The organism is Pseudomonas sp. Pseusp21 (assembly GCF_059492145.1).
In genome coordinates this window covers 765,959-784,785 of sequence record NZ_CP168520.1, presented here as the reverse complement: position 1 = coordinate 784,785, position 18,827 = coordinate 765,959, and the positions used below count along the sequence as shown (strand labels likewise).

General features: G+C 61.1%; 16 protein-coding genes and 1 pseudogene. 7 read left to right on the top strand and 10 right to left on the bottom strand.

Going from position 1 to position 18,827, the window contains the following annotated elements; translation table 11 throughout:
* Positions 1–89 precede the first annotated feature (89 nt).
* Positions 90–348: pseudogene (locus ACEN93_RS03380) on the bottom strand (type 2 periplasmic-binding domain-containing protein); the annotation flags it as partial.
* A gap of 312 nt (positions 349–660) precedes the next feature.
* Here ACEN93_RS03380 and hppD point away from each other — a divergent pair.
* The gene (gene hppD, locus ACEN93_RS03375) at positions 661–1,737 is read left to right on the top strand and encodes a 4-hydroxyphenylpyruvate dioxygenase (RefSeq protein ID WP_007958955.1); all 1,077 of its coding nucleotides are present in this window, start codon (positions 661–663) and stop codon (positions 1,735–1,737) included.
* Positions 1,738–1,800: 63 nt separating this feature from the next.
* On the opposite strand, the gene rarD is transcribed toward hppD, so the two are convergent.
* The 3 genes from rarD to ACEN93_RS03360 form a co-directional block, all read right to left on the bottom strand.
* Positions 1,801–2,682: an EamA family transporter RarD gene (rarD, locus tag ACEN93_RS03370; RefSeq protein ID WP_103385188.1), complete on the bottom strand. Its 882-nt coding sequence runs from the start codon at positions 2,680–2,682 to the stop codon at positions 1,801–1,803.
* A 139-nt stretch (positions 2,683–2,821) separates the two neighbouring features.
* Positions 2,822–3,835, bottom strand: a complete 1,014-nt coding sequence (locus ACEN93_RS03365; protein ID WP_039768715.1) for an aldo/keto reductase — start codon at positions 3,833–3,835, stop codon at positions 2,822–2,824.
* 69 nt (positions 3,836–3,904) lie between these two features.
* The gene (locus ACEN93_RS03360) at positions 3,905–4,804 is read right to left on the bottom strand and encodes a LysR family transcriptional regulator (protein WP_074690480.1); all 900 of its coding nucleotides are present in this window, start codon (positions 4,802–4,804) and stop codon (positions 3,905–3,907) included.
* A 97-nt stretch (positions 4,805–4,901) separates the two neighbouring features.
* On the opposite strand from ACEN93_RS03360, the gene ACEN93_RS03355 reads away from it, so the two are divergent.
* Entirely contained in the window at positions 4,902–5,264 is a 363-nt protein-coding gene (locus ACEN93_RS03355; RefSeq protein WP_495611056.1) for a VOC family protein, read from the top strand.
* 478 nt (positions 5,265–5,742) lie between these two features.
* Complete coding sequence (locus tag ACEN93_RS03350) at positions 5,743–6,114, top strand: DUF6124 family protein (RefSeq protein ID WP_039768710.1); 372 nt, start codon at positions 5,743–5,745, stop codon at positions 6,112–6,114.
* A 191-nt stretch (positions 6,115–6,305) separates the two neighbouring features.
* On the opposite strand, the gene ACEN93_RS03345 is transcribed toward ACEN93_RS03350, so the two are convergent.
* Entirely contained in the window at positions 6,306–7,616 is a 1,311-nt protein-coding gene (locus ACEN93_RS03345; RefSeq protein ID WP_103385193.1) for an MFS transporter, read from the bottom strand.
* 171 nt (positions 7,617–7,787) lie between these two features.
* Here ACEN93_RS03345 and ACEN93_RS03340 point away from each other — a divergent pair, with 171 nt between their 5' ends.
* The 4 genes from ACEN93_RS03340 (at position 7,788) to ACEN93_RS03325 (ending at position 13,220) form a co-directional block, all read left to right on the top strand.
* On the top strand, positions 7,788–8,912 hold the full coding sequence (locus tag ACEN93_RS03340) for a sugar diacid recognition domain-containing protein (protein WP_495611055.1): 1,125 nt from the start codon (positions 7,788–7,790) through the stop codon (positions 8,910–8,912).
* A 91-nt stretch (positions 8,913–9,003) separates the two neighbouring features.
* Entirely contained in the window at positions 9,004–10,143 is a 1,140-nt protein-coding gene (locus ACEN93_RS03335; protein WP_495611054.1) for a glycerate kinase, read from the top strand.
* A 222-nt stretch (positions 10,144–10,365) separates the two neighbouring features.
* Entirely contained in the window at positions 10,366–11,991 is a 1,626-nt protein-coding gene (locus tag ACEN93_RS03330; RefSeq protein WP_495611053.1) for a methyl-accepting chemotaxis protein, read from the top strand.
* A 41-nt stretch (positions 11,992–12,032) separates the two neighbouring features.
* Complete coding sequence (locus ACEN93_RS03325; RefSeq protein WP_495611052.1) at positions 12,033–13,220, top strand: pyridoxal phosphate-dependent aminotransferase; 1,188 nt, start codon at positions 12,033–12,035, stop codon at positions 13,218–13,220.
* A gap of 125 nt (positions 13,221–13,345) precedes the next feature.
* On the opposite strand, the gene ACEN93_RS03320 is transcribed toward ACEN93_RS03325, so the two are convergent.
* The 5 genes from ACEN93_RS03320 to ACEN93_RS03300 all read right to left on the bottom strand — a co-directional run bounded on the left by ACEN93_RS03320 (position 13,346) and on the right by ACEN93_RS03300 (position 18,587).
* On the bottom strand, positions 13,346–14,314 hold the full coding sequence (locus tag ACEN93_RS03320; RefSeq protein WP_490841258.1) for a 2-hydroxyacid dehydrogenase: 969 nt from the start codon (positions 14,312–14,314) through the stop codon (positions 13,346–13,348).
* A gap of 21 nt (positions 14,315–14,335) precedes the next feature.
* Positions 14,336–15,634 (bottom strand): MFS transporter, encoded by a 1,299-nt coding sequence (locus ACEN93_RS03315; protein ID WP_085666980.1) that lies wholly within the window; start codon positions 15,632–15,634, stop codon positions 14,336–14,338.
* A 122-nt stretch (positions 15,635–15,756) separates the two neighbouring features.
* On the bottom strand, positions 15,757–16,722 hold the full coding sequence (locus ACEN93_RS03310) for a sugar kinase (protein WP_103385197.1): 966 nt from the start codon (positions 16,720–16,722) through the stop codon (positions 15,757–15,759).
* The gene (locus tag ACEN93_RS03305; protein WP_074690487.1) at positions 16,715–17,497 is read right to left on the bottom strand and encodes a sugar phosphate isomerase/epimerase family protein; all 783 of its coding nucleotides are present in this window, start codon (positions 17,495–17,497) and stop codon (positions 16,715–16,717) included. The genes ACEN93_RS03310 and ACEN93_RS03305 overlap by 8 nt, the downstream gene beginning before the upstream one ends.
* Before the next feature lie 64 nt (positions 17,498–17,561).
* Positions 17,562–18,587, bottom strand: a complete 1,026-nt coding sequence (locus ACEN93_RS03300) for a LacI family DNA-binding transcriptional regulator (RefSeq protein ID WP_495611051.1) — start codon at positions 18,585–18,587, stop codon at positions 17,562–17,564.
* Positions 18,588–18,827 lie beyond the last annotated feature (240 nt).

Here is an 18,827-nt window from a genome sequence, read left to right as displayed (position 1 = left end):
ATGGAGTGGGGCTCTTGATTGCAGGAGAAGCGTGCGCGCAAAGCCCAAGGTCTGAGCCCATGATAGATGGCCAATGGCACCCGCGCCGCTCAACGGTAATCCAGCCGAGTTGCCAGTTGAATGAACGCCAGCGTGGCGGGCGAGGCCTGACGTTGATCCAGCACCGCCAGACCCACCTGTCGAGTGACTGCAGGGGATAGCAGTCGCTTGCTGGGTCGGAAGGCAACGAACCTTAGGCTACCACGGTCATCGCATCGCCCCGGCCAACGGCATCGAGGGTGTGAGCAACTGCGCGTAGCGATAGCGAATGTTCGGGCTCTGCCGGGCGGCGTTGAATAGGCGCGGAACTTTCTGGCGGGCATCTGGCTGTGCAACAAACCCCTTGCACCGGGCCGAAAAAAGCGGATTTTATAGAGAGGGCAGACAACCCTATTTACGCTGTGTAGAATCGGGTTACGCATACAATAATAATCGTCTTCTGGCAGCAGAAGCCTCGCCCGCAAGAGCCTTGGGTCGACAATGAAGATATTCGGGTTTCAACTGATCTACGGTGACTTCCTCGCCCGCAGTGTGCGTGGCATCTCCTGTGCGCCACCCACTGGTCTCAGCATTACTGACAAATAACTCTGGTTAATTGATAAGAATGATGAGGCGCCAACCATGGCAGATTTATACGAAAACCCAATGGGCCTGATGGGCTTCGAGTTCATCGAGTTCGCATCGCCGACACCTGGCACCCTGGAGCCGATCTTCGAGATCATGGGCTTCACCAAGGTCGCGACCCACCGCTCCAAGAACGTGCACCTGTATCGCCAGGGCGCGATCAACCTGATCCTCAACAACGAACCCCACAGCGTTGCTTCGTACTTCGCGGCCGAACACGGCCCGTCCGTTTGCGGCATGGCGTTCCGGGTCAAGGATTCGCAGAAGGCCTACAACCGCGCTCTGGAACTCGGTGCTCAGCCAATCCACATCGAAACCGGTCCGATGGAACTGAACCTGCCGGCGATCAAAGGCATTGGCGGCGCGCCGCTGTACCTGATCGACCGTTTCGGCGAAGGCAGCTCGATCTATGACATCGACTTCGTGTTTCTGGAAGGCGTTGACCGCAACCCGGTCGGTGCCGGCCTGAAGATCATCGACCACCTGACCCACAACGTGTACCGCGGCCGCATGGCCTACTGGGCGAACTTCTACGAGAAGCTGTTCAACTTCCGCGAAATCCGCTACTTCGATATCAAGGGCGAATACACCGGCCTGACCTCGAAAGCGATGACCGCGCCGGACGGCATGATCCGCATCCCGCTCAACGAAGAGTCGTCGAAGGGTGCCGGGCAGATTGAAGAGTTCCTGATGCAGTTCAACGGCGAAGGCATCCAGCACGTGGCGTTCCTCACCGACGACCTGGTCAAGACCTGGGATCAGTTGAAGAAGATCGGCATGCGCTTCATGACCGCGCCGCCGGACACCTACTACGAAATGCTCGAAGGCCGCCTGCCGAACCACGGTGAGCCTGTTGATCAGTTGCAATCGCGCGGCATTCTGCTCGACGGCGCCTCGGATAAAGAAGACAAGCGTCTGCTGCTGCAGATCTTCTCGGAAACCCTGATGGGCCCGGTGTTCTTCGAATTCATCCAGCGCAAGGGCGACGATGGTTTCGGTGAAGGCAACTTCAAGGCACTGTTCGAATCGATCGAACGTGACCAGGTGCGTCGTGGCGTACTCGCTACCGAGTAATTCGCATCAGATGTAAAAAAGCCCGGCCTGCAATTGTGCAGGCCGGGCTTTTTATTGCGCGTCTTATGGGCGCCGTTGGCGCATCAGGTGCTTGAACCCTTCAAACACCAGCACCACCACCGCGAGCCAGATCGGGATGTAGGTCAGCCATTCGCCGGGCTTGATGCTTTCGCCCAGCAGCAGCGCAACACCGAGCAGCAACACCGGCTCAACGTAACTCAACAAACCAAACAGGCTGAACGGCAACAAACGGCTGGCGATGATGTAGACCACCAGCGCCGAGGCACTGATCAGACCGAGCAGCGGTATAAGCCACGTCAGCGCCGGGTACTGATCGAACACGCCGAAACCCTGTTCACCGCCGCGCACGAACCAGTACGCCACCGGCAGCATCAGGGTCATGTCGACCCACAAGCCGCCGAGGTTATCGGTCTTGAGGTATTTGCGCAGCACGAAGTACAGGGGGTAGCCAACGACCACCACCAGCGTCGCCCAGGAAAACCCACCGACCTGATACAACTCGTTCAACACGCCGAGGCTGGCAAAAAACACCGCGACTTTTTGCAGATACGACAGGTTTTCGCCATAAGCGATGCGTCCGGTCAGGACCATGGACAACGGCAGCAGGAAGTAACCCAGCGACACATCAAGGCTGTAGCCATTGAGCGGCGCCCACATGAACAGCCACAACTGCACGCCCAGCAGCGCTGACGAAAGAATCAGGCCGCCGATCAACTTCGGCAGCGCAGGGATCCGGCGCAGCAGCTCGAGCACCCGCCGCCATTCGCCGGACACCAGCATGAACACGGTCATGCAGGGCACGGTCAGCAGCATCCGCCAACCGAAGATTTCCACGCCGCTCAACGGGGTGAGCAACGAGGTGTAGTAATACATGACGGCGAACAGCGTCGATGCTGTCACCGATAGAGCAATGCCTTTAGACAAACTGTCCTCGCGGGGGTGATGGTGAAACGGGGCGCGCAGGATACGTGGTTTTTGTGGTGAATATTGGCCGTGTGATCAATATTTCCAACATTCGACACAGGTCCCGTGAGAGCGGGAACCTGTGTCGAAGCATAGGTGCTTAAGCCTGATGCGGTTTACGCCCCGACACAAAATGGCTCACATCATTAAACCCCGGCGTAGACGCATGCCCCGGCGTCACCAGCGAGTCGATAAACGCCTCATCCTCGGCCGTAATCTTCACCGCCTGCGCCTTGGTATACGCATCCCACTGATCTTCAGTACGCGGCCCGACAATCGCCGAGGTCACCGCGCCGTTGTTCAGCACCCAGGCAATCGCAAACTCGACAATCCCGACCCCACGCTCCTGGGTGTATTGCTGAATCTGCTGGGCAATGCGCAACGACTCCACCCGCCATTCAGTCTCCAGAATCCGTTTGTCCTGGCGCCCGGCGCGGCTGTTGGCGTCCGGGGTTACGTCCGGTGCGTACTTGCCGCTGAGCACGCCACGGGCCAGCGGGCTATAAGGCACCACGCCGAGGCCGTAGGTCTGGGCGGCGGTGATCTGCTCGGTTTCGGCCTGACGGTTGACGATGTTGTACAGCGGCTGGCTGATGATCGGGCGATCAACGCCGAGTTTGTCCGCCACTCGAATCACCTCGGCAATCCGCCAGCCACGGTAGTTCGACAGGCCCCAATAACGGATCTTGCCCTGACGAATCAGATCGCCAATCGCCGAGATCGTCACCTCCAGCGGCGTGTTGTGGTCTTCGCGGTGCAGGTAATAGATGTCGAGGTAGTCGGTGCCGAGCCGGGTCAGGCTGGCCTCCAGACCATTGAAAATGTGCTTGCGACTCAGACCGCTGCGGTTCGGCACGCCGTCCACCGGGCCGAAACCGACCTTGGTCGCCAGCACCCATTCATGCCGATGACGGGCAATGGCCTCGCCGACGATCTCTTCCGAGCGGCCATTGGTGTAGACGTCAGCCGTGTCGATGAAATTGATGCCCTGATCCCAGGCCTTGTCGATGATGCGCAGCGAGTCTTCCGCGCTGGTCTGCTCGCCGAACATCATCGTGCCAAGGGTGAGAGTGGAAACCTGCAACCCCGAGTGACCCAGTGTGCGATAGCTCATGCCGAAATCCTTTTGTCGGTGGGAAAGCTTCCATCAAATACCAGAAGCGCCCGGCGCGGCAAAGTGAATTTATCGGCGCAACGCCTCGCAGCGCTGGCGCAAAAACGCCTGCAACACCTTGACCCGTTCCGACACCTGCACCCGGTGCGGGCACAGCAGATTGAACGGCACGCTCTCGCCATGCCAGTCATCGAACAGCGTCAGCAGCCGCCCGGCGCGCACGTCTTCGGCGACGTCGAGCCAGGCCTTGTAGGCGATTCCGTGCCCGGCAAGCGCCCAGCGGCGGGCGACTTCGCCGTCGTCGCTGAGGTAGTCGCCGCGTACTTCAACTTCGACTGTTTCGTCCTCGCGATGGAAGCGCCAGGTGTTGTAAGGCCGGCCGTTGCGCAGATAGAGCAGGGCGCTGTGCTTGCTCAATTCGGCAGGGTTTTGCGGCGTGCCGTGCCGTTCCAGATACGCAGGGCTGGCGCAAGCCACACGGCGATGATCAGGCAGAATCGGCAACGCCACCAGCGTCGAATCACTTGGCACGCCAAAGCGCAGCGCCACGTCCACCGTTTCGCGAAAGAGATCCGCATGCCGGTCGTTGAGCAGCAATTGCAGCTGAATGTGCGGATGCTCGCGCTTGAAATCGTCCAGCCACGGCAACAGCACATTGCGCCCGAAATCCGACGGCGCTGCCAGTTGCAGCACGCCGCTCAGGCCTTCGGTTTGCTGCTTCAGCGCTTGCTCGCCTTCGGCCAGGGTGGCCAGCGCCAGACGCACACTTTCCAGATAGCGTCGGCCCTCTTCGGTCAGGCGCATGCTGCGGGTCGAGCGGGCGAACAGGCGGATGCCGAGGCGGGTTTCCAGGCGTTTCAGCGCGATGCTGGCGGCGGCCGGGGTCAGTTCCAGAGCCCGGGCGGCGGCGGAAATGCTGCCGGAGTCGGCGGTGCGGACGAAGATTTCCAGATCGAGGATTGAGCTCATTAGTAAAAATCCGTTGAAGATCCTTGGCGTTTTGCGGGATTTTTCCGGGATTGGCAAGCGCAGATACTGGAATCCTGAATAACCGCAGGAGACAGACATGACGTGGACATTTGATCATCTGGCCTTCAATACCGCTAACGGTCAGGCGCTGCAGGACGCTTTTGGTGGGTTACTGGGGCTGACGCCGGGGCGCCGGCCGCCGTTTCCGTTTCCGGGGCGGTGGTTGTATCAGGATGCGCAGGCGTTGGTGCATGTGATTGAGCAGCCCGCGCTGGATGAGGCGGCGTTGAGTCATATTGCGTTTCGCACCGATGAAGACGCGGCGGCGGTTTTGAAGCGGGTGCAGGGCAGTGGGTTGCCGTATCAGGTGGCGCAGGTGCCGGAGGACGGGGTCTGGCAGATTTTTGTGCAGATGCCGGGTGGGTTGGTGCTTGAGCTGGATGCAAAAAACAGTGTGTGACGCTCGTTCCCACGCTCTGCGTGGGAATGCCTCCACGGACGCTCCGCGTTCGGCTTTGGAAGGGACGCGGAGCGTCCCGGGCTGCATTCCCACGCGGAGCGTGGGAACGATCGGAGTAGGGGTGTTTAAGAGGGGTGTTTAAAGGACACGTTCAGACACGCACCCCAGGCTACACAACCTTGCGCCGTTGCCTACGACTGCGCCAGAATCCGCCGGCTTGTGCGCTTATGGGCCGGGTTTTATCGTTGTCCCGTCGCTGAAATGCAGCGATCGGGTTTGGTAGCCCGGATCTGACTTGTTGCGCAATTCACCGTATTCGGACGCTCATCCGTCCGTGCTTTTATGGTGGCCATGCGTGGGGCGTTTTCGAGCGCGCCGGTTCTCCAAGTCACCGGTCTACCAACCCGTGTATGGCCACCACCTCTTCGTTTGGTAGCGAAGTTTGATGGCTCCATTTTTCTGATTTGGAGATTCAAACGTGATCAAACCAACACCCAACCCACCCGAAACCGATACAACCTCACCCTACGAAACCCTCGACTCCAAGAAATTCCACGAAGCCGCCGAACGCGCCCTCGACCACTACCTCAATCCGCTGCTCCCCAGAAAACCGCTGCTCAAACCCAACACCCGCTACCTCATCGCCCCCGGCATCGACAGCGAAGAACTGCTGGCCGATGCCTCTGAAACCCTGACTTGCGCCAAAACCATGGCCACTGACTTCGCCGGGCTGGTGGACGGCTCGCAGCGGCATGTGCTGCTGGGCATCTCGCAACTGATCATGCTGAGTGAACTGGCGGTGAACCGGGCGCTGGATAATCTGGAGTTGAAGCCAGAAACACCGCTCTAGCCAGATCCTTAGCCTGATCGTTCCCACGTCGAGGCGTCGAACCGTCCGCGTGGGAATGCAGCCCGGGACGCTCCGCGTCCCTTCCAGAGCTGGAACGCGGAGCGTCCCTTGAGGCATTCCCACGCGGAGCGTGGGAACGATCTAAATGAAAAACGGCCCGTAATGGGCCGTTTCTGTATTTCGACTAATGCTTAAGCCCGCAACGTCCGCGTCATCCGCAACGCCAGCAGACTCCCGCCAACAATCACACCCGCCAGCAGGTAAAGCGCCGCATCGGTCGACCCGGTGCTGTCCTTGACCCAACCCACAAGGTAAGGGCTCAGGAACCCGGCCATCTGCCCCATCGAGTTGATCAACGCCAGACCACCCGCTGCAGCGCCCGCGCTCAGCATGGCAGTCGGTACCGGCCAGAACATCGGCAGACCGGTCAGCGCGCCCATGGTCGCGATGGTCAGGCCGAGGATCGCAATCGCCGGGTTCGCCGCGAAATTCACTGCAATCAGCAGGCCGACAGCGCCCATCAACATCGGCACCACCAAATGCCAGCGACGTTCTTTACGCAAGTCCGCCGAACGCCCGACCACCAGCATGAACACCGCCGCCAACAGATACGGGATCGCACTCAACCAGCCAATCACCAGGTTGTCGCTGAAGCCGAGGTTCTTGATGATCGACGGCAGCCAGAAGTTGATCGCGTACACGCCGCTCTGGATGCAGAAGTAGATCAAGCCAAACGCCCAGATGGCCGGGTTCTTGAAAACGGCGATCAGCGAATCGGAGGTGGTTTTCGGTTTGTTCGCCAGGTCTTCGGCCTGATCCGCTTCCAGCACCGAACGCTCGTAAGGGGTCAGCCATTTGGCGTTGGCGAAGTTGTCGCTGAGCAGGAAGTAGGCGAGTGCGCCCAGCACCACGGTTGGAATGCCCTGCAGCAGGAACATCCACTGCCAGCCGGCCAAACCACCCTGGCCGGCGGCGAAGTGATTGAGGATCCACCCGGAAAACGGGCTGCCGAGCAGGCCGGACACCGGGATCGCCGACATGAACAGCGCCATGATCCGGCCACGGCGGAACGTCGGGAACCACTGTGAGAGGTAGAGCACAACGCCCGGGAAGAACCCGGCTTCGGCCGCGCCGGTGAACAGGCGCAGGGTATAGAACTCGGTCGGTGTGGTGACGAACAGCAGGCAGGTCGACAGCGTGCCCCAGGTGATCATCATCAGTGCAATCCAGCGCCGAGGGCCGAATTTGGTCAGCGCCAGGTTGCTCGGCACGCCGCACAGCACGTAGCCAATGAAGAAGATACCGGCACCGAGGCCGTACACGGTTTCGCTGAATTTCAGCGCGTCGAGCATCTGCAGTTTGGCAAATCCAACGTTGACCCGGTCGAGGTAGTTGAACAGGTAGCAGATGAAGATGAAGGGGATCAAACGCAGGGTGATGCGTTTGTAGACGGCATTTTTATCGTCAACGATGGTCTGGGCGGCAGCGGCGCTCTGCGACATGGCGGCTCTCTCTTTATTATGATTTTTTGCGATGCAAAGGGTAACGTTGATCGCCCTGAGAGTCTCGGCCACCTTTGGCCGGATTGTCTTTGTGCCTGAGCACAGGGTTTGCCGCCAGACCCTGTGCGGGTGAACAACCGTCCGCGCCTGTTTTCAAGGATTCCAGCCCCTATGTTCGAACTCGATCACGACCTCGCCCAGGACATCGTCGACCGGGCCATGGCCATTTTGCCGTACAACGTCAACGTCATGGACAGCCAGGGGCTGATTCTCGGCAGCGGCGAGCCGGAGCGGATCAACACCCGCCACGAGGGCGCGCAACTGGTGCTGGCCAACGGGCGGGTGGTGGAGATTGACGCGCAGACGGCGGTGCATCTCAAAGGCGTGCAACCTGGGATCAATCTGCCGCTGTTGCTCGATCAGCGCTTGATCGGCGTCCTTGGCATCACCGGTGAGCCCGAGCAACTGCGCACTTACGCCGAGCTCGTACGCATGACCGCCGAAATGCTGGTCGGCCAGCGCAATCAGCAATCCGAGCAGCAATGGCGGCGACAGCGCTGCGATGACTTGCTGGCGCTGTTGTTGAGCGAGGCGGGGGATTCGCCAAGGCTGATTGACGAGGCCCAGCAACTTGGCCTTAAACCGCAACTGACGCGGGTGCCGTATCTGTTCGAGCTGGGTCTGGAGCACGGACCGGGGCAAACCGTCGAGGCGCTGAGTGCCTGGCTGATGTCGCGCTATCCCGACAGTTGGTGTGTGAGCTCGGCCAAGTCGTCACTGCTCTGGTGCCGGCCGGCGAGTCAGAATGTCGAGCATGATCGCCTGCTGGAAAAACTCGATGGTCTGGGCTGGAACATTCTGCGTATCGCGGTTGGCGGGCAGGCCGATGGGCTGGCAGGGTTGCGCCGTTGCTATCGGCGGGTCGGCGACTTGCTCGCCTATGGCCGCGAAGTGCTGCCGCGTTCACGGCTGCTGACGCTCAATCGCTATCGCTTGCCGGTGATGCTCTGGCGCCATCGCAACGACGATGCGCTGGATGAACTGCTCAAACCGTTGCGCAAAGTGATCGCCAAGGACAGCAACGGCCAATTGCTCGCGACCCTGCGCAGTTGGTGCGATCACGACGGCCAGAGCCAGGCCTGCGCCGATGCCTTGGGGATACACCGCAACAGCCTGCGCTACCGGATGGAGCGGATTGCCGAGTTGAGCGGGGTCGATCCGTTGAAGCTCGACGGGATGCTGGCGTTGTATCTGGGTGTGCAATTGCTGCCGCAGACCGACGATTTGTCGAAATGAACAATAAACGCCTGCACGACTTGTGCAGCGGACAGGCGTCAACCGGCAAGGCGACTGGCAGCATGAAGGGCATTGGAACTGGAGAATTCGCATGAAAATCGTCATCGCCCCCGATTCGTTCAAGGACAGCCTGAGTGCCCAAGGCGTTGCAGAAGCCATTGCGTTGGGCCTGGCGCAGGTCTGGCCGCAGGCGACGCTGGTCAAGTGCCCGATGGCCGACGGTGGCGAAGGCACGGTGGAGTCGATTCTGGCCGCGTGCGAAGGCGAATTGCGCCGCACCCGCGTGCGTGGCCCTTTGGGCGCAGCGGTCGAAGCCGCGTGGGGCTGGCTGCCGCACAACCACACCGCAATCATCGAAATGGCCGAGGCCAGCGGCTTGCAACTGGTGCCGCCGGGGCAGCGCGATGCGTGCATCAGCAGCACGTTCGGCACCGGTGAGCTGATCCGCGCCGCGCTGGATGCCGGCGCGCAGCGAGTCATTCTGGCCATCGGCGGCAGTGCCACCAACGACGGTGGCGCCGGCGCCATGCAAGCGTTGGGCGTGAAACTGCTGGATGCTCAAGGGCAATCGCTGGTGCCGGGAGGTCTGGCGTTGGCGCAACTCGCACGTCTGGACCTGAGCGAGCTCGACCCGCGTCTGACGCAAGTGCGTTTCGACATCGCCGCAGACGTCGACAATCCGCTGTGCGGCCCCCACGGCGCTTCAGCGATTTTCGGCCCGCAGAAGGGCGCATCACCCGCGCAAGTGCAGCAACTGGATCAGGCCCTCGGTCACTTCGCCGAACTCTGTGCGCAGGCGTTGGGCAAGGATGTGCGGGATGAGCCGGGCAGCGGTGCAGCGGGTGGATTGGGCTTTGCCGCCAAGGCGTTTCTCGGTGCGCGATTTCAGGCCGGTGTCGAAGTGGTCGCCGAGCTGGTCGGTCTGGCCGACGCTGTGAAGGGCGCGGATCTGGTGATTACCGGAGAAGGGCGCTTCGATGCCCAGACCCTGCGCGGCAAAACCCCGTTTGGCGTCGCGCGGATCGCCAAGCAGCAAGGCGTTCCGGTAATCGTCATCGCCGGCACCTTGGGCGAGGGATATCAGGAACTCTACGATCACGGCATCGACGCTGCATTCGCGGTCACCAGCGGCCCGATGCCCCTGGAACAGGCCTGCGCCGAAGCCCCGCGCCTGTTGCGTGAACGTGCAACAGATATTGCTCGCGTATGGCGTATTGCAACTCCGGCCTGACCTGTCAGTCATCATCTGAAACAACGGGTGTTTCAGCGCTGAAACACCCGCAGCGCCGTGAAAAATATTTCATCTTTCCCCGCAAACTTCCTCAAGCCTGGCCGATACAGAAATCAGGCGCACACAAGATTTTCCAGAACAGTGCCGCCGGAACGAAGCCCGCCCACGGGCCCGTGATAACGGCATGGACGCTCGTAGTTTCAACTATCCGAGAGTCCTTCTATGTCCCTGCGTAATCTGAATATCGCGCCCCGTGCCTTCCTCGGTTTTGCCTTCATTGCCTTGTTGGTGATCGTGCTCGGCGTGTTCGCCGTCAATCGCATGTCGATCATCCGTCAGGCTTCCCTGGAGATGGACTCGACGCAGTTGCCAAGCGTCACCCAACTCGCGGTGGTGACGGAGAACGTGCTGCGCCTGCGGATTCTCTCGTTCCGCATTCTGGTCAACCGCGAACCGGCCGGTTTGCAGGAAGCCCAGACCCGCATCGGTGTGCTGGTGGACAAGGTGCGCGCTGCCCAGGCCAGTTACGCAGTACTACCGGCCGGCCCGGAGGAACGCGCGTTATATCAGGAGTTTTCAACGACTCTCGACAACTATGTGCAAGCGCAGAATCAGATGATGGAGCTGTCGCGCCAGGACAAGCTCGACGAGATGCGCGCCCTGATCAACACGAAGATCAAGGACGGCACCGACAAGATGGGCGAACAACTCAACAAGCTGATCGCGATCAACGCCGCCGACGCGAAGACCGCTTCCACTCAGGCGGGTGAGTATTACAACAGTGCCATTACCGGCATCATCGCCGTGTCTGTGATTGCCGCGTTGTTGACCGTATTGCTGGCCTGGCTGCTGACCCGCAGCATCGTCACGCCGCTGAACCGCGCCGTCGCTGCCGCGCAAACCATCGCTGGCGGCAACCTGACCAAAGCCATCGAAATCGACGGCAAGGACGAACCGGCGCGCCTGCTTGAAGCGCTGGCGGCGATGCAGACCAACCTGCGCAAAACCATCGAACAAATCGCCGGCTCCGCCACGCAGCTGGGCGCTGCTGCCGAAGAACTCAGCGCCGTGACCGAAGAAGCGTCCCGTGGCCTGCAACAGCAGAACGACGAAATCGAACAGGCCGCGACCGCCGTCAACGAAATGACCGCTGCTGTGGAAGAGGTCGCACGCAACGCGGTGTCGACTTCCGAAGCCTCGAACCAGTCGACCCACGCTGCCCGTGAAGGTCGCGACCAAGTGGTGAAAACCGTCGATGCGATCCAGACCATGACCCACGACGTGCAGAACACCGCACAGATGATCGAAGGCCTGGCCGAACAGGGCCGCGATATCGGCAAGGTGCTGGACGTGATCCGCGCCATCGCCGAACAGACCAACCTGCTGGCGCTCAACGCCGCCATCGAAGCGGCCCGTGCCGGTGAAGCGGGTCGCGGTTTCGCCGTGGTAGCGGACGAGGTTCGCGCCCTGGCCCATCGCACTGCGCAATCGACCCAGGAAATCGAAAAAATGGTCGCCGGCATCCAGAACGGAACCGGTGAAGCGGTCGAGTCGATGCAGCAAAGCAACCAGCGCACCCAGACAACCCTGGAAATGGCCCGCGCCGCCGGTGTTGCACTGGAGCAGATCACCCAATCGATTCACCAGATCAACGAGCGCAACCTGGTGATCGCCAGCGCCTCGGAAGAGCAGGCGCAGGTGTCCCGCGAGGTCGATCGCAACCTGGTCAACATCCGCGACCTGGCCACGCAATCGGCCGCCGGGGCCAACCAGACCAGCGCCGCGACCCACGAACTGTCGCGCCTGGCGGTGGATTTGAACGCGATGGTGGCGCGCTTCGTGATTTGACCTAGGGTGAAGGCTGGAGACCGCGCAATCAGGAGACGTACATGCGCTATTCAGCCTTGACCCAACGAATCGCCGGGGAGGGAGCAGCGGTCTGGCGGATTCACGACCGAGCGCTGGAGCTGCGCGCCAAAGGGGTCGATGTGTTGCTGCTGTCGGTGGGTGATCCGGATTTCGATACGCCGCTGCCGATCATCCACGGCGCCATCGACAGCCTGCTGGCGGGTGATACCCATTATTCCGACGTGCGCGGCCGGCTGGAGCTGCGCACGCTGATCGCCGAGCGCCATCGGCGCAGCAGCGGTCAGGACGTCGATGCCGAGCATGTGATCGTGTTGCCCGGCGCGCAATGCGCGGTGTATTCGGTGGCGCAGTGTCTGCTGGATCCGGGCGATGAGGTCATCGTCGCCGAACCGATGTACGTGACTTATGAAGGCGTGTTTGGTGCCTGTGGCGCAACCGTGGTGCCGGTGCCGGTACGGCCGGAAAACGGCTTTCGCGTCGATCCGGTGGACGTTGCGGCGCGAATCACCTCGAAGACTCGGGCCATGTTGCTCAACAGTCCCAATAATCCTTCCGGCGCCAGTCTGTCGCTGTTGATCTGGCAGGCGCTGGCGGCGCTGTGTATCCGTCATGACCTGTGGCTGATCAGCGATGAGGTCTACAGCGAATTGTTATACGAAGGCGAGCACGTCAGCCCGGCGAGCCTGCCGGGCATGGCCGAGCGCACGGCGACCATCAACAGCCTGTCGAAATCCCATGCCATGACGGGGTGGCGCATTGGCTGGATGATCGGGCCGAAGCCGTTGGCCGAGCATCTGGTGAATCTGTCGCTGAGCATGTTGTTCGGTCTGCCGGACTTTGTGCAGAAAGCGGCGCAGATCGCGCTGGAGAAAGATCTGCCGGAAGTGACGCAGATGCGCGAGGAATACCGCTTGCGTCGGGATCTGGTGTGCGAGCGGTTGCGCGGCTGTCCGGGGTTGTATCCGATCAAGCCGGATGGCGGGATGTTTGTGATGGTCGACGTGCGCCAGACCGGGCTCGGCGCGCAGGACTTTGCCGAGCGGCTGCTGGAGGGGTATGGGGTTTCGGTGCTGGCAGGGGAAGCGTTCGGGCCCAGTGCGGCGGGGCATATCCGTATCGGATTGGTGGTGGATAGAGTGAAACTGGCGGATGCGTGTTCGCGGATTGCACTTTGTGCTGCGCAGCTTCTGCAAGTGCGCAGTGCCTGAGGGTTTCCTCCTGATCGTTCCCACGCTCCGCGTGGGAATGCAGCCCGGGACGCTCCGCGTCCCTTCCAGAGCTGGAACGCGGAGCGTCCCTTGAGGCATTCCCACGCAGAGCGTGGGAACGATCATCAGTGGAGAGGATTCACCAGGTTGGCGGGTTTTTCCCCAGCCAACGCCGCCAACAGATTCTCCACTGCACACCGCGCCATCGCCTCGCGCGTTTCGTGGGTTGCCGAGCCCATGTGCGGTGTCGCCACCAAATTGTTCAACTGCAACAACGGCGAGTCATGATTCAGCGGCTCACGCTCGAACACATCCAGCCCCGCCGCGCGAATCCGGTTATGGCGCAAGGTGTCGATCAGCGCGGCCTCATCCACCACCTTGCCCCGGGAAATGTTGATGAAGATGCTGGCCGGGCGCATCAACGCAAACTGTTCGGCGCCAATCAAACCTTCAGTCTGCGCCGTCAGCGGCAGGGTCAGGCAGATGAAATCCGCCTGCCGCAACAGATCCTCAAGACTGCGGTACTGCGCATCGAAGCGCGCCTCGACCGCCGGTTTGCGCGACTGGCTGTGATAGATCACCGGCATCCCGAACCCGAAATGTCCACGCTGCGCCAACGCCTCGCCAATCCGCCCCATACCGATGATGCCCAGGGTCTTGCCGTGCACATCGGTGCCGAAATGCGCCGGGCCGATGCTGCGGTGCCAGTGACCGCCGCGCACCATGTTCGCCAGTTCGACCACGCGCCGGGCGGTGGCCAGGATCAGGGCGAAACCGGTGTCGGCGGTGGTTTCGGTGAGCACGTCCGGGGTGTTGGTCAGCAGGATTTTGCGCCGGGTCAGGTAGTCGATGTCGTAGTTGTCGACGCCCACCGAGACGCTGGAAATCGCTTCCAGCTGCGGTGCCAGATCGAGCAGTGCCGCGTCCAGCTTCAGGCTCGCGCCGAGCAAACCGTGGGCACCGGGCAGGGCGTCGCGCAGTTTCATCAGGCCATCGGCGTCGAGGCTGTCGATCAGCGTCACATCGACCTGTTCCTCAAGGCGTGCCATCAGCGCCGGCGACAGTTTCTTGTACAACACAACCTGCTTTTTCATCGCAGTCATCTCTCTTTCAATTCAGGAATGGGTCGGCAGCGGACGCGGTGCGACACGCTTGGCCGTCACCCGGTCGCTCGCGCCGGGCTTGAGAAAAATGGTCAGCACCACCGAGAGCATCAGTGCGCCGCTCATCAACAGGTACGAAGCACCGGGCGAGCCGGTGGAACTGTTCAGGTAACCGACCAGATACGATCCGCCGAACGAACCGAGGGCGCCCATGCTGTTGATCAGCGCCATGGCGCCGCCGGCGACGTTGGCCGGCAGAATCTCGGGGACGATGGCGAAGAACGGCCCGTAAGGCGCGTACATGCAGGCGCCGGCGATCACCAGCAACGTGTACGACCACCAGAAATGCTCAGCGCCCAAGGCGTAGGAGCCGTAGAACGCCACCGAAGCAATCAGCAGCGGCGGCCAGACGAAGCGTTTGCGCTTTTGCAGTTTGTCCGAGCCCCACGACACCAGCAGCATGCCGATTACCGCCGCCAGATACGGCAACGCCGACAGCCAGCCGGCCTCGATCATGTCCATCTGCGCGCCGGCCTTGAGGATCGACGGCAGCCACAGCACGAAGCCGTAGACGCCGATGCTCCAGCAGAAAAACTGCAGCGCCAGAATGATCACCTTCGGCGAACGGAAGGCTTCGGCGTAGTTCTTCACCGCTTTGATCCCTACCTGTTCGGCCGCCAGCGCGCTTTCCAGATCGTGCTTTTCCTGGTCGTTGAGCCACTTGGCCTGGGCCGGACGATCATCGGCCAGCTTCCACCAGATAAAGGCCCAAAGGACTGCCGGCAGACCTTCGATGATGAACATCCAGCGCCAGCTGAAATGCTGCACCAGATAGCCCGACACCACCGACATCCACAGCATCGTCACCGGGTTGCCTAGGATCAGGAAGGTGTTGGCCCGCGAGCGTTCGGCACGGGTGAACCAGTGACAGAGATAGACCAGCATCGCCGGCATCACCGCCGCTTCGACCACGCCAAGCATGAAACGAATGACGATCAGCCAATAGGCGTTGGAGACCACGCCGGTCAGCGTGGCGAGCCCGCCCCAGAGGATCAGGCTGACGAAAATCAGCTTCTTCACGCTGTGCTTTTGCGCGTAGATCGCGCCGGGCACCTGGAAGAAAAAGTAACCGAGGAAGAACAGCGCGCCGAGCATCGAAGACAGGCCTGGGGTGATCATCAGGTCCTCAGCCATTCCGGACGCAGCAGCGAATCCGTAATTGGCGCGGTCCAGGTACGCCAGGCTGTAGGTGATGAACACGATCGGCATGATGTACCACCAGCGGCGGGTGGCGAGGGTTACGGTTTTCATGGTCTTGCTCCTGAGCTTGTTGTTTTTGTCGCAGCAGGTTCAATTGATTGGATGTTGCTCGTTCCCACGCTCTGCGTGGGAATGCCTCCGGGGACGCTCCGCGTCCCATGTGACGCAGAGCGTCACGGGCTGCATTCCCACGCAGGAGCGTGGGAACGATGAGCTAGAAGTTCGGATCGGGTCGGCAAACCCTCCATATCGCCACGGCTCTGCACCGCGCGACTGCCAATCCAGTTGGCGCGTCTGACGGCCTCGGGAAAACTCTGGTGCTCCAGCAGGGCACTGATCATCCCGACCGCAAAACCATCCCCGGCGCCGACCGTATCGACCACGGTCTGGACCGGCACCCCGGCGACAAACCCCTGATCCAGATGCGTGCGGTAATACGCACCCTGCGGCCCGAGCTTGATCGCCACGGCTTCGGCACCCTGATCGAGATAAAACGCCGCGATATCCGCCGGATCTTCAAAACCGGTCAGCAAGCGACCTTCACTCAACCCCGGCAACACCCAGTGGGCGAGGGCAGCGAGGCGGTTGATCTCGGTGATCATCTCCCGTTCGCTGGCCCACAGGCTCGGGCGCAGGTTCGGGTCGAACGACACGCTGCGCCCGGCGTTGCGCATGCGGGTCATCAGTTCACGGGACATTTCCCGGGCCGATGCGGACAGCGCCGGCGGAATGCCAGTGGCGTGCAGGTGTCGGGCGCTTAATAACGTCGGGTTGATCGACTGCGATGACAGATGACTGGCCGCTGAGCCACGACGGAAATACTCGACCGTCGGATCGCTGCCGTCATCGTTGCGTGACTTGAGCTGGAAACCGGTCGGGTGCGCGTTGTCCACTTCGACATGGCTGCAATCCAGCCCTTCGCGAGCCAGGGTTTCGACGACAAATCGTCCCAGCGAATCGGCACCGACCCGGCTCAGCCAAGCCACATTGAAACCCAGCCGTGACAAACCGATGGCGACATTGCTGTCGGCCCCGGCAATCCGTTTGTGAAACTGCTCGACCGAGGCCAGATCGCCGCTCTGTTCGGCGACAAACATCGCCATGGTTTCGCCGAACGACAGAATATCGATCTCAGACATGAGCAGGCTCCAGACGGGATTGGCCGAGGTGGGCGAGGGCGGCGACGTGTTCGGTGGTGAGTTGCACCAGGTCATCGCCCTGCAACGGGTATTCGGCGGCGCGCATAACGCCTTGGGCCATGTGCCGCAGCAGTTGTTCCCACAGATGCAGGTCGCTGGCGGCAGGTGGAACCGCTACCAGTTTGCCGTCGGCGCGGCGGGCCACGGCTTTGCAATGCACGTAACCGACGTGGCGGCCCAGCAGTCGAGCGGCACTGGTGGCGGACTGGTCCTGCCACTGCCAGTTGCCGATGTCGAAGGTCATCTTGATTGGCAAGTTGTGTTGCTCGACGGCGGCGAAGAAGCGCTGGAACGGTTCGATGCGGCCACCGTGCAGGGTCTGGTCATTCTCTACCAGCAGTTGAACAGGGCTTTGCGCAAGGATTTGCGCGAGCGTCTGCAAATCGTTGTTGTCGGTGAAAAAACCCAGCGACACCTTCAGCCACTTCGAGCCAAACGCTTCGGCGTTCTGCAGCGCGGTGATGAGTTCGGGATTAGGCCGCGACTGACCGGCCAGCCACAGTTCGGTCGGCGAGGAATAGATGCTTTGCAGGCCTTGAGCTTGCGTGGCGGTGGAGAGTTGTTCCGGGACTTCGTTGGTCAGCAGCTCTTCACGCCATTCGATGCGATTGGCGCCGGCAGCGGCCAGCACTTCGAGGAACGAAGCCTGGCCACGACGGCGAACGAGGTCGGCGCCGTAGCTGGACAGGCTGATGGAAACGGCAGGTTTATTCATTGTTATCTACCTCTGAAACCGGTTTCATTTTTGTTCAAAAATTTTTTGGTGGCCCCACAGGGCCTTATTCCGCCTTGCTGAGCGTTGAGCCGCGCTCGATCAGCATCGGTGCAAAATCCAGCGTACGCGCCGCTTCATCATCCCCACGCAAACGCTTGAGCAAACACTCAAACGCCCGCGCACCAATCTCCTCCGTCGGTTGAGCAAGAGCAGTAATCCCACTGCCCACCAACGGATACCAGTCCAGATCATCCAGGGCGATCAGCCCGACATCCTCGAACAACCGGCAGCCAATCTCGCGCAGCGCCAGGGTGCAAGCCAGCGCCGCCACGCCATTGGCGCAGAACAGGGCTTTCGGGCCGTTATCAGGTGTGTTCAAAAAGGATTGAAGATCGTTCACAAGGCTCGAATCAGTTTCCAGTACCGCGCCTCGCATGTCTTTGCGCTGGCCAATCTGCTGCTGAAAACTGCTGACCCGCTCGATCCGCGAACTGGTACCGTCATAGGCTTCGGTCACCAGCAGCACATCGCGATAGCCGCGCTGCTGCAGATGTTCGAGCGCCATTTCGACGGCTTGCGGGTTGTTCAACCCAACCATGTCGCTGTCGAGCCCGTCGACCTTGCGATCCACCAGCACCAGCGGCATTTCCCGCTTCAACTCATCCAGCTCATCCCGATGATGGCCCAGGGTGTTCACGATCAGCCCTTCGATGTTGTACGAGCGCAACAGCGCCAGGTGCTGGCGTTCCTGCTCGTCGTCGCGGTCGGTGTTGCACACCACCAGGCTGTAGCCGTGCCGACGGCACGCGGTTTCCACGCCGTGCATCACGGCAATCGAATAGGGGTTGCGGATATCGGCCACCAGCATGCCGATCAGGCGCGTGCGGCCGCGTTTCAGGCCGCGGGCCATTTGATTGGGGCGATAGCCGAGTTCGGCAATTGCCTGCTCGATGCGCTGGGCGATGGCATCCGAGAGCAGGGCGCGGTCGTCACCAATGAAGCGCGAGACGCTGGCCTTGGACACGCCTGCGTATTCGGCGACATCGAGCATGGTGACGCGGCTGCGCTGGGCGGCGGAGAAATCGTTCACGTCATGGCGACCTTGTTATTGGAATTAAAGCGTTAGCAATGTAGTGCTGAAACCGGTTTCATGAAGCGTCAAATGTAAGCGCTACGTCAAGTCGGCGGAAACCGATAATTGCCTGAACAGCCACCATAATCCGACGAACGGTATCTAAACCTGTTAGATCTGACAGTAGCCAATGAGAGACCGCCGTTGCCTAATCGTTAACGAGGGACGAAGAACTTCAAACGTGTGGAGGAATTCCAG

Bases quoted from the DNA above. Each gene is read 5' to 3' on its own strand.
- hppD (WP_007958955.1), top strand. From the start codon at position 661: ATGGCAGATTTATACGAAAACCCAATGGGCCTGATGGGCTTCGAGTTC.
- ACEN93_RS03365 (WP_039768715.1), bottom strand. From the start codon at position 3,835: ATGAGCTATCGCACACTGGGTCACTCGGGGTTGCAGGTTTCCACTCTC.
- ACEN93_RS03360 (WP_074690480.1), bottom strand. From the start codon at position 4,804: ATGAGCTCAATCCTCGATCTGGAAATCTTCGTCCGCACCGCCGACTCC.
- ACEN93_RS03355 (WP_495611056.1), top strand. From the start codon at position 4,902: ATGACGTGGACATTTGATCATCTGGCCTTCAATACCGCTAACGGTCAG.
- ACEN93_RS03345 (WP_103385193.1), bottom strand. From the start codon at position 7,616: ATGTCGCAGAGCGCCGCTGCCGCCCAGACCATCGTTGACGATAAAAAT.
- ACEN93_RS03340 (WP_495611055.1), top strand. From the start codon at position 7,788: ATGTTCGAACTCGATCACGACCTCGCCCAGGACATCGTCGACCGGGCC.
- ACEN93_RS03335 (WP_495611054.1), top strand. From the start codon at position 9,004: ATGAAAATCGTCATCGCCCCCGATTCGTTCAAGGACAGCCTGAGTGCC.
- ACEN93_RS03330 (WP_495611053.1), top strand. From the start codon at position 10,366: ATGTCCCTGCGTAATCTGAATATCGCGCCCCGTGCCTTCCTCGGTTTT.
- ACEN93_RS03325 (WP_495611052.1), top strand. From the start codon at position 12,033: ATGCGCTATTCAGCCTTGACCCAACGAATCGCCGGGGAGGGAGCAGCG.
- ACEN93_RS03320 (WP_490841258.1), bottom strand. From the start codon at position 14,314: ATGAAAAAGCAGGTTGTGTTGTACAAGAAACTGTCGCCGGCGCTGATG.
- ACEN93_RS03315 (WP_085666980.1), bottom strand. From the start codon at position 15,634: ATGAAAACCGTAACCCTCGCCACCCGCCGCTGGTGGTACATCATGCCG.
- ACEN93_RS03310 (WP_103385197.1), bottom strand. From the start codon at position 16,722: ATGTCTGAGATCGATATTCTGTCGTTCGGCGAAACCATGGCGATGTTT.
- ACEN93_RS03305 (WP_074690487.1), bottom strand. From the start codon at position 17,497: ATGAATAAACCTGCCGTTTCCATCAGCCTGTCCAGCTACGGCGCCGAC.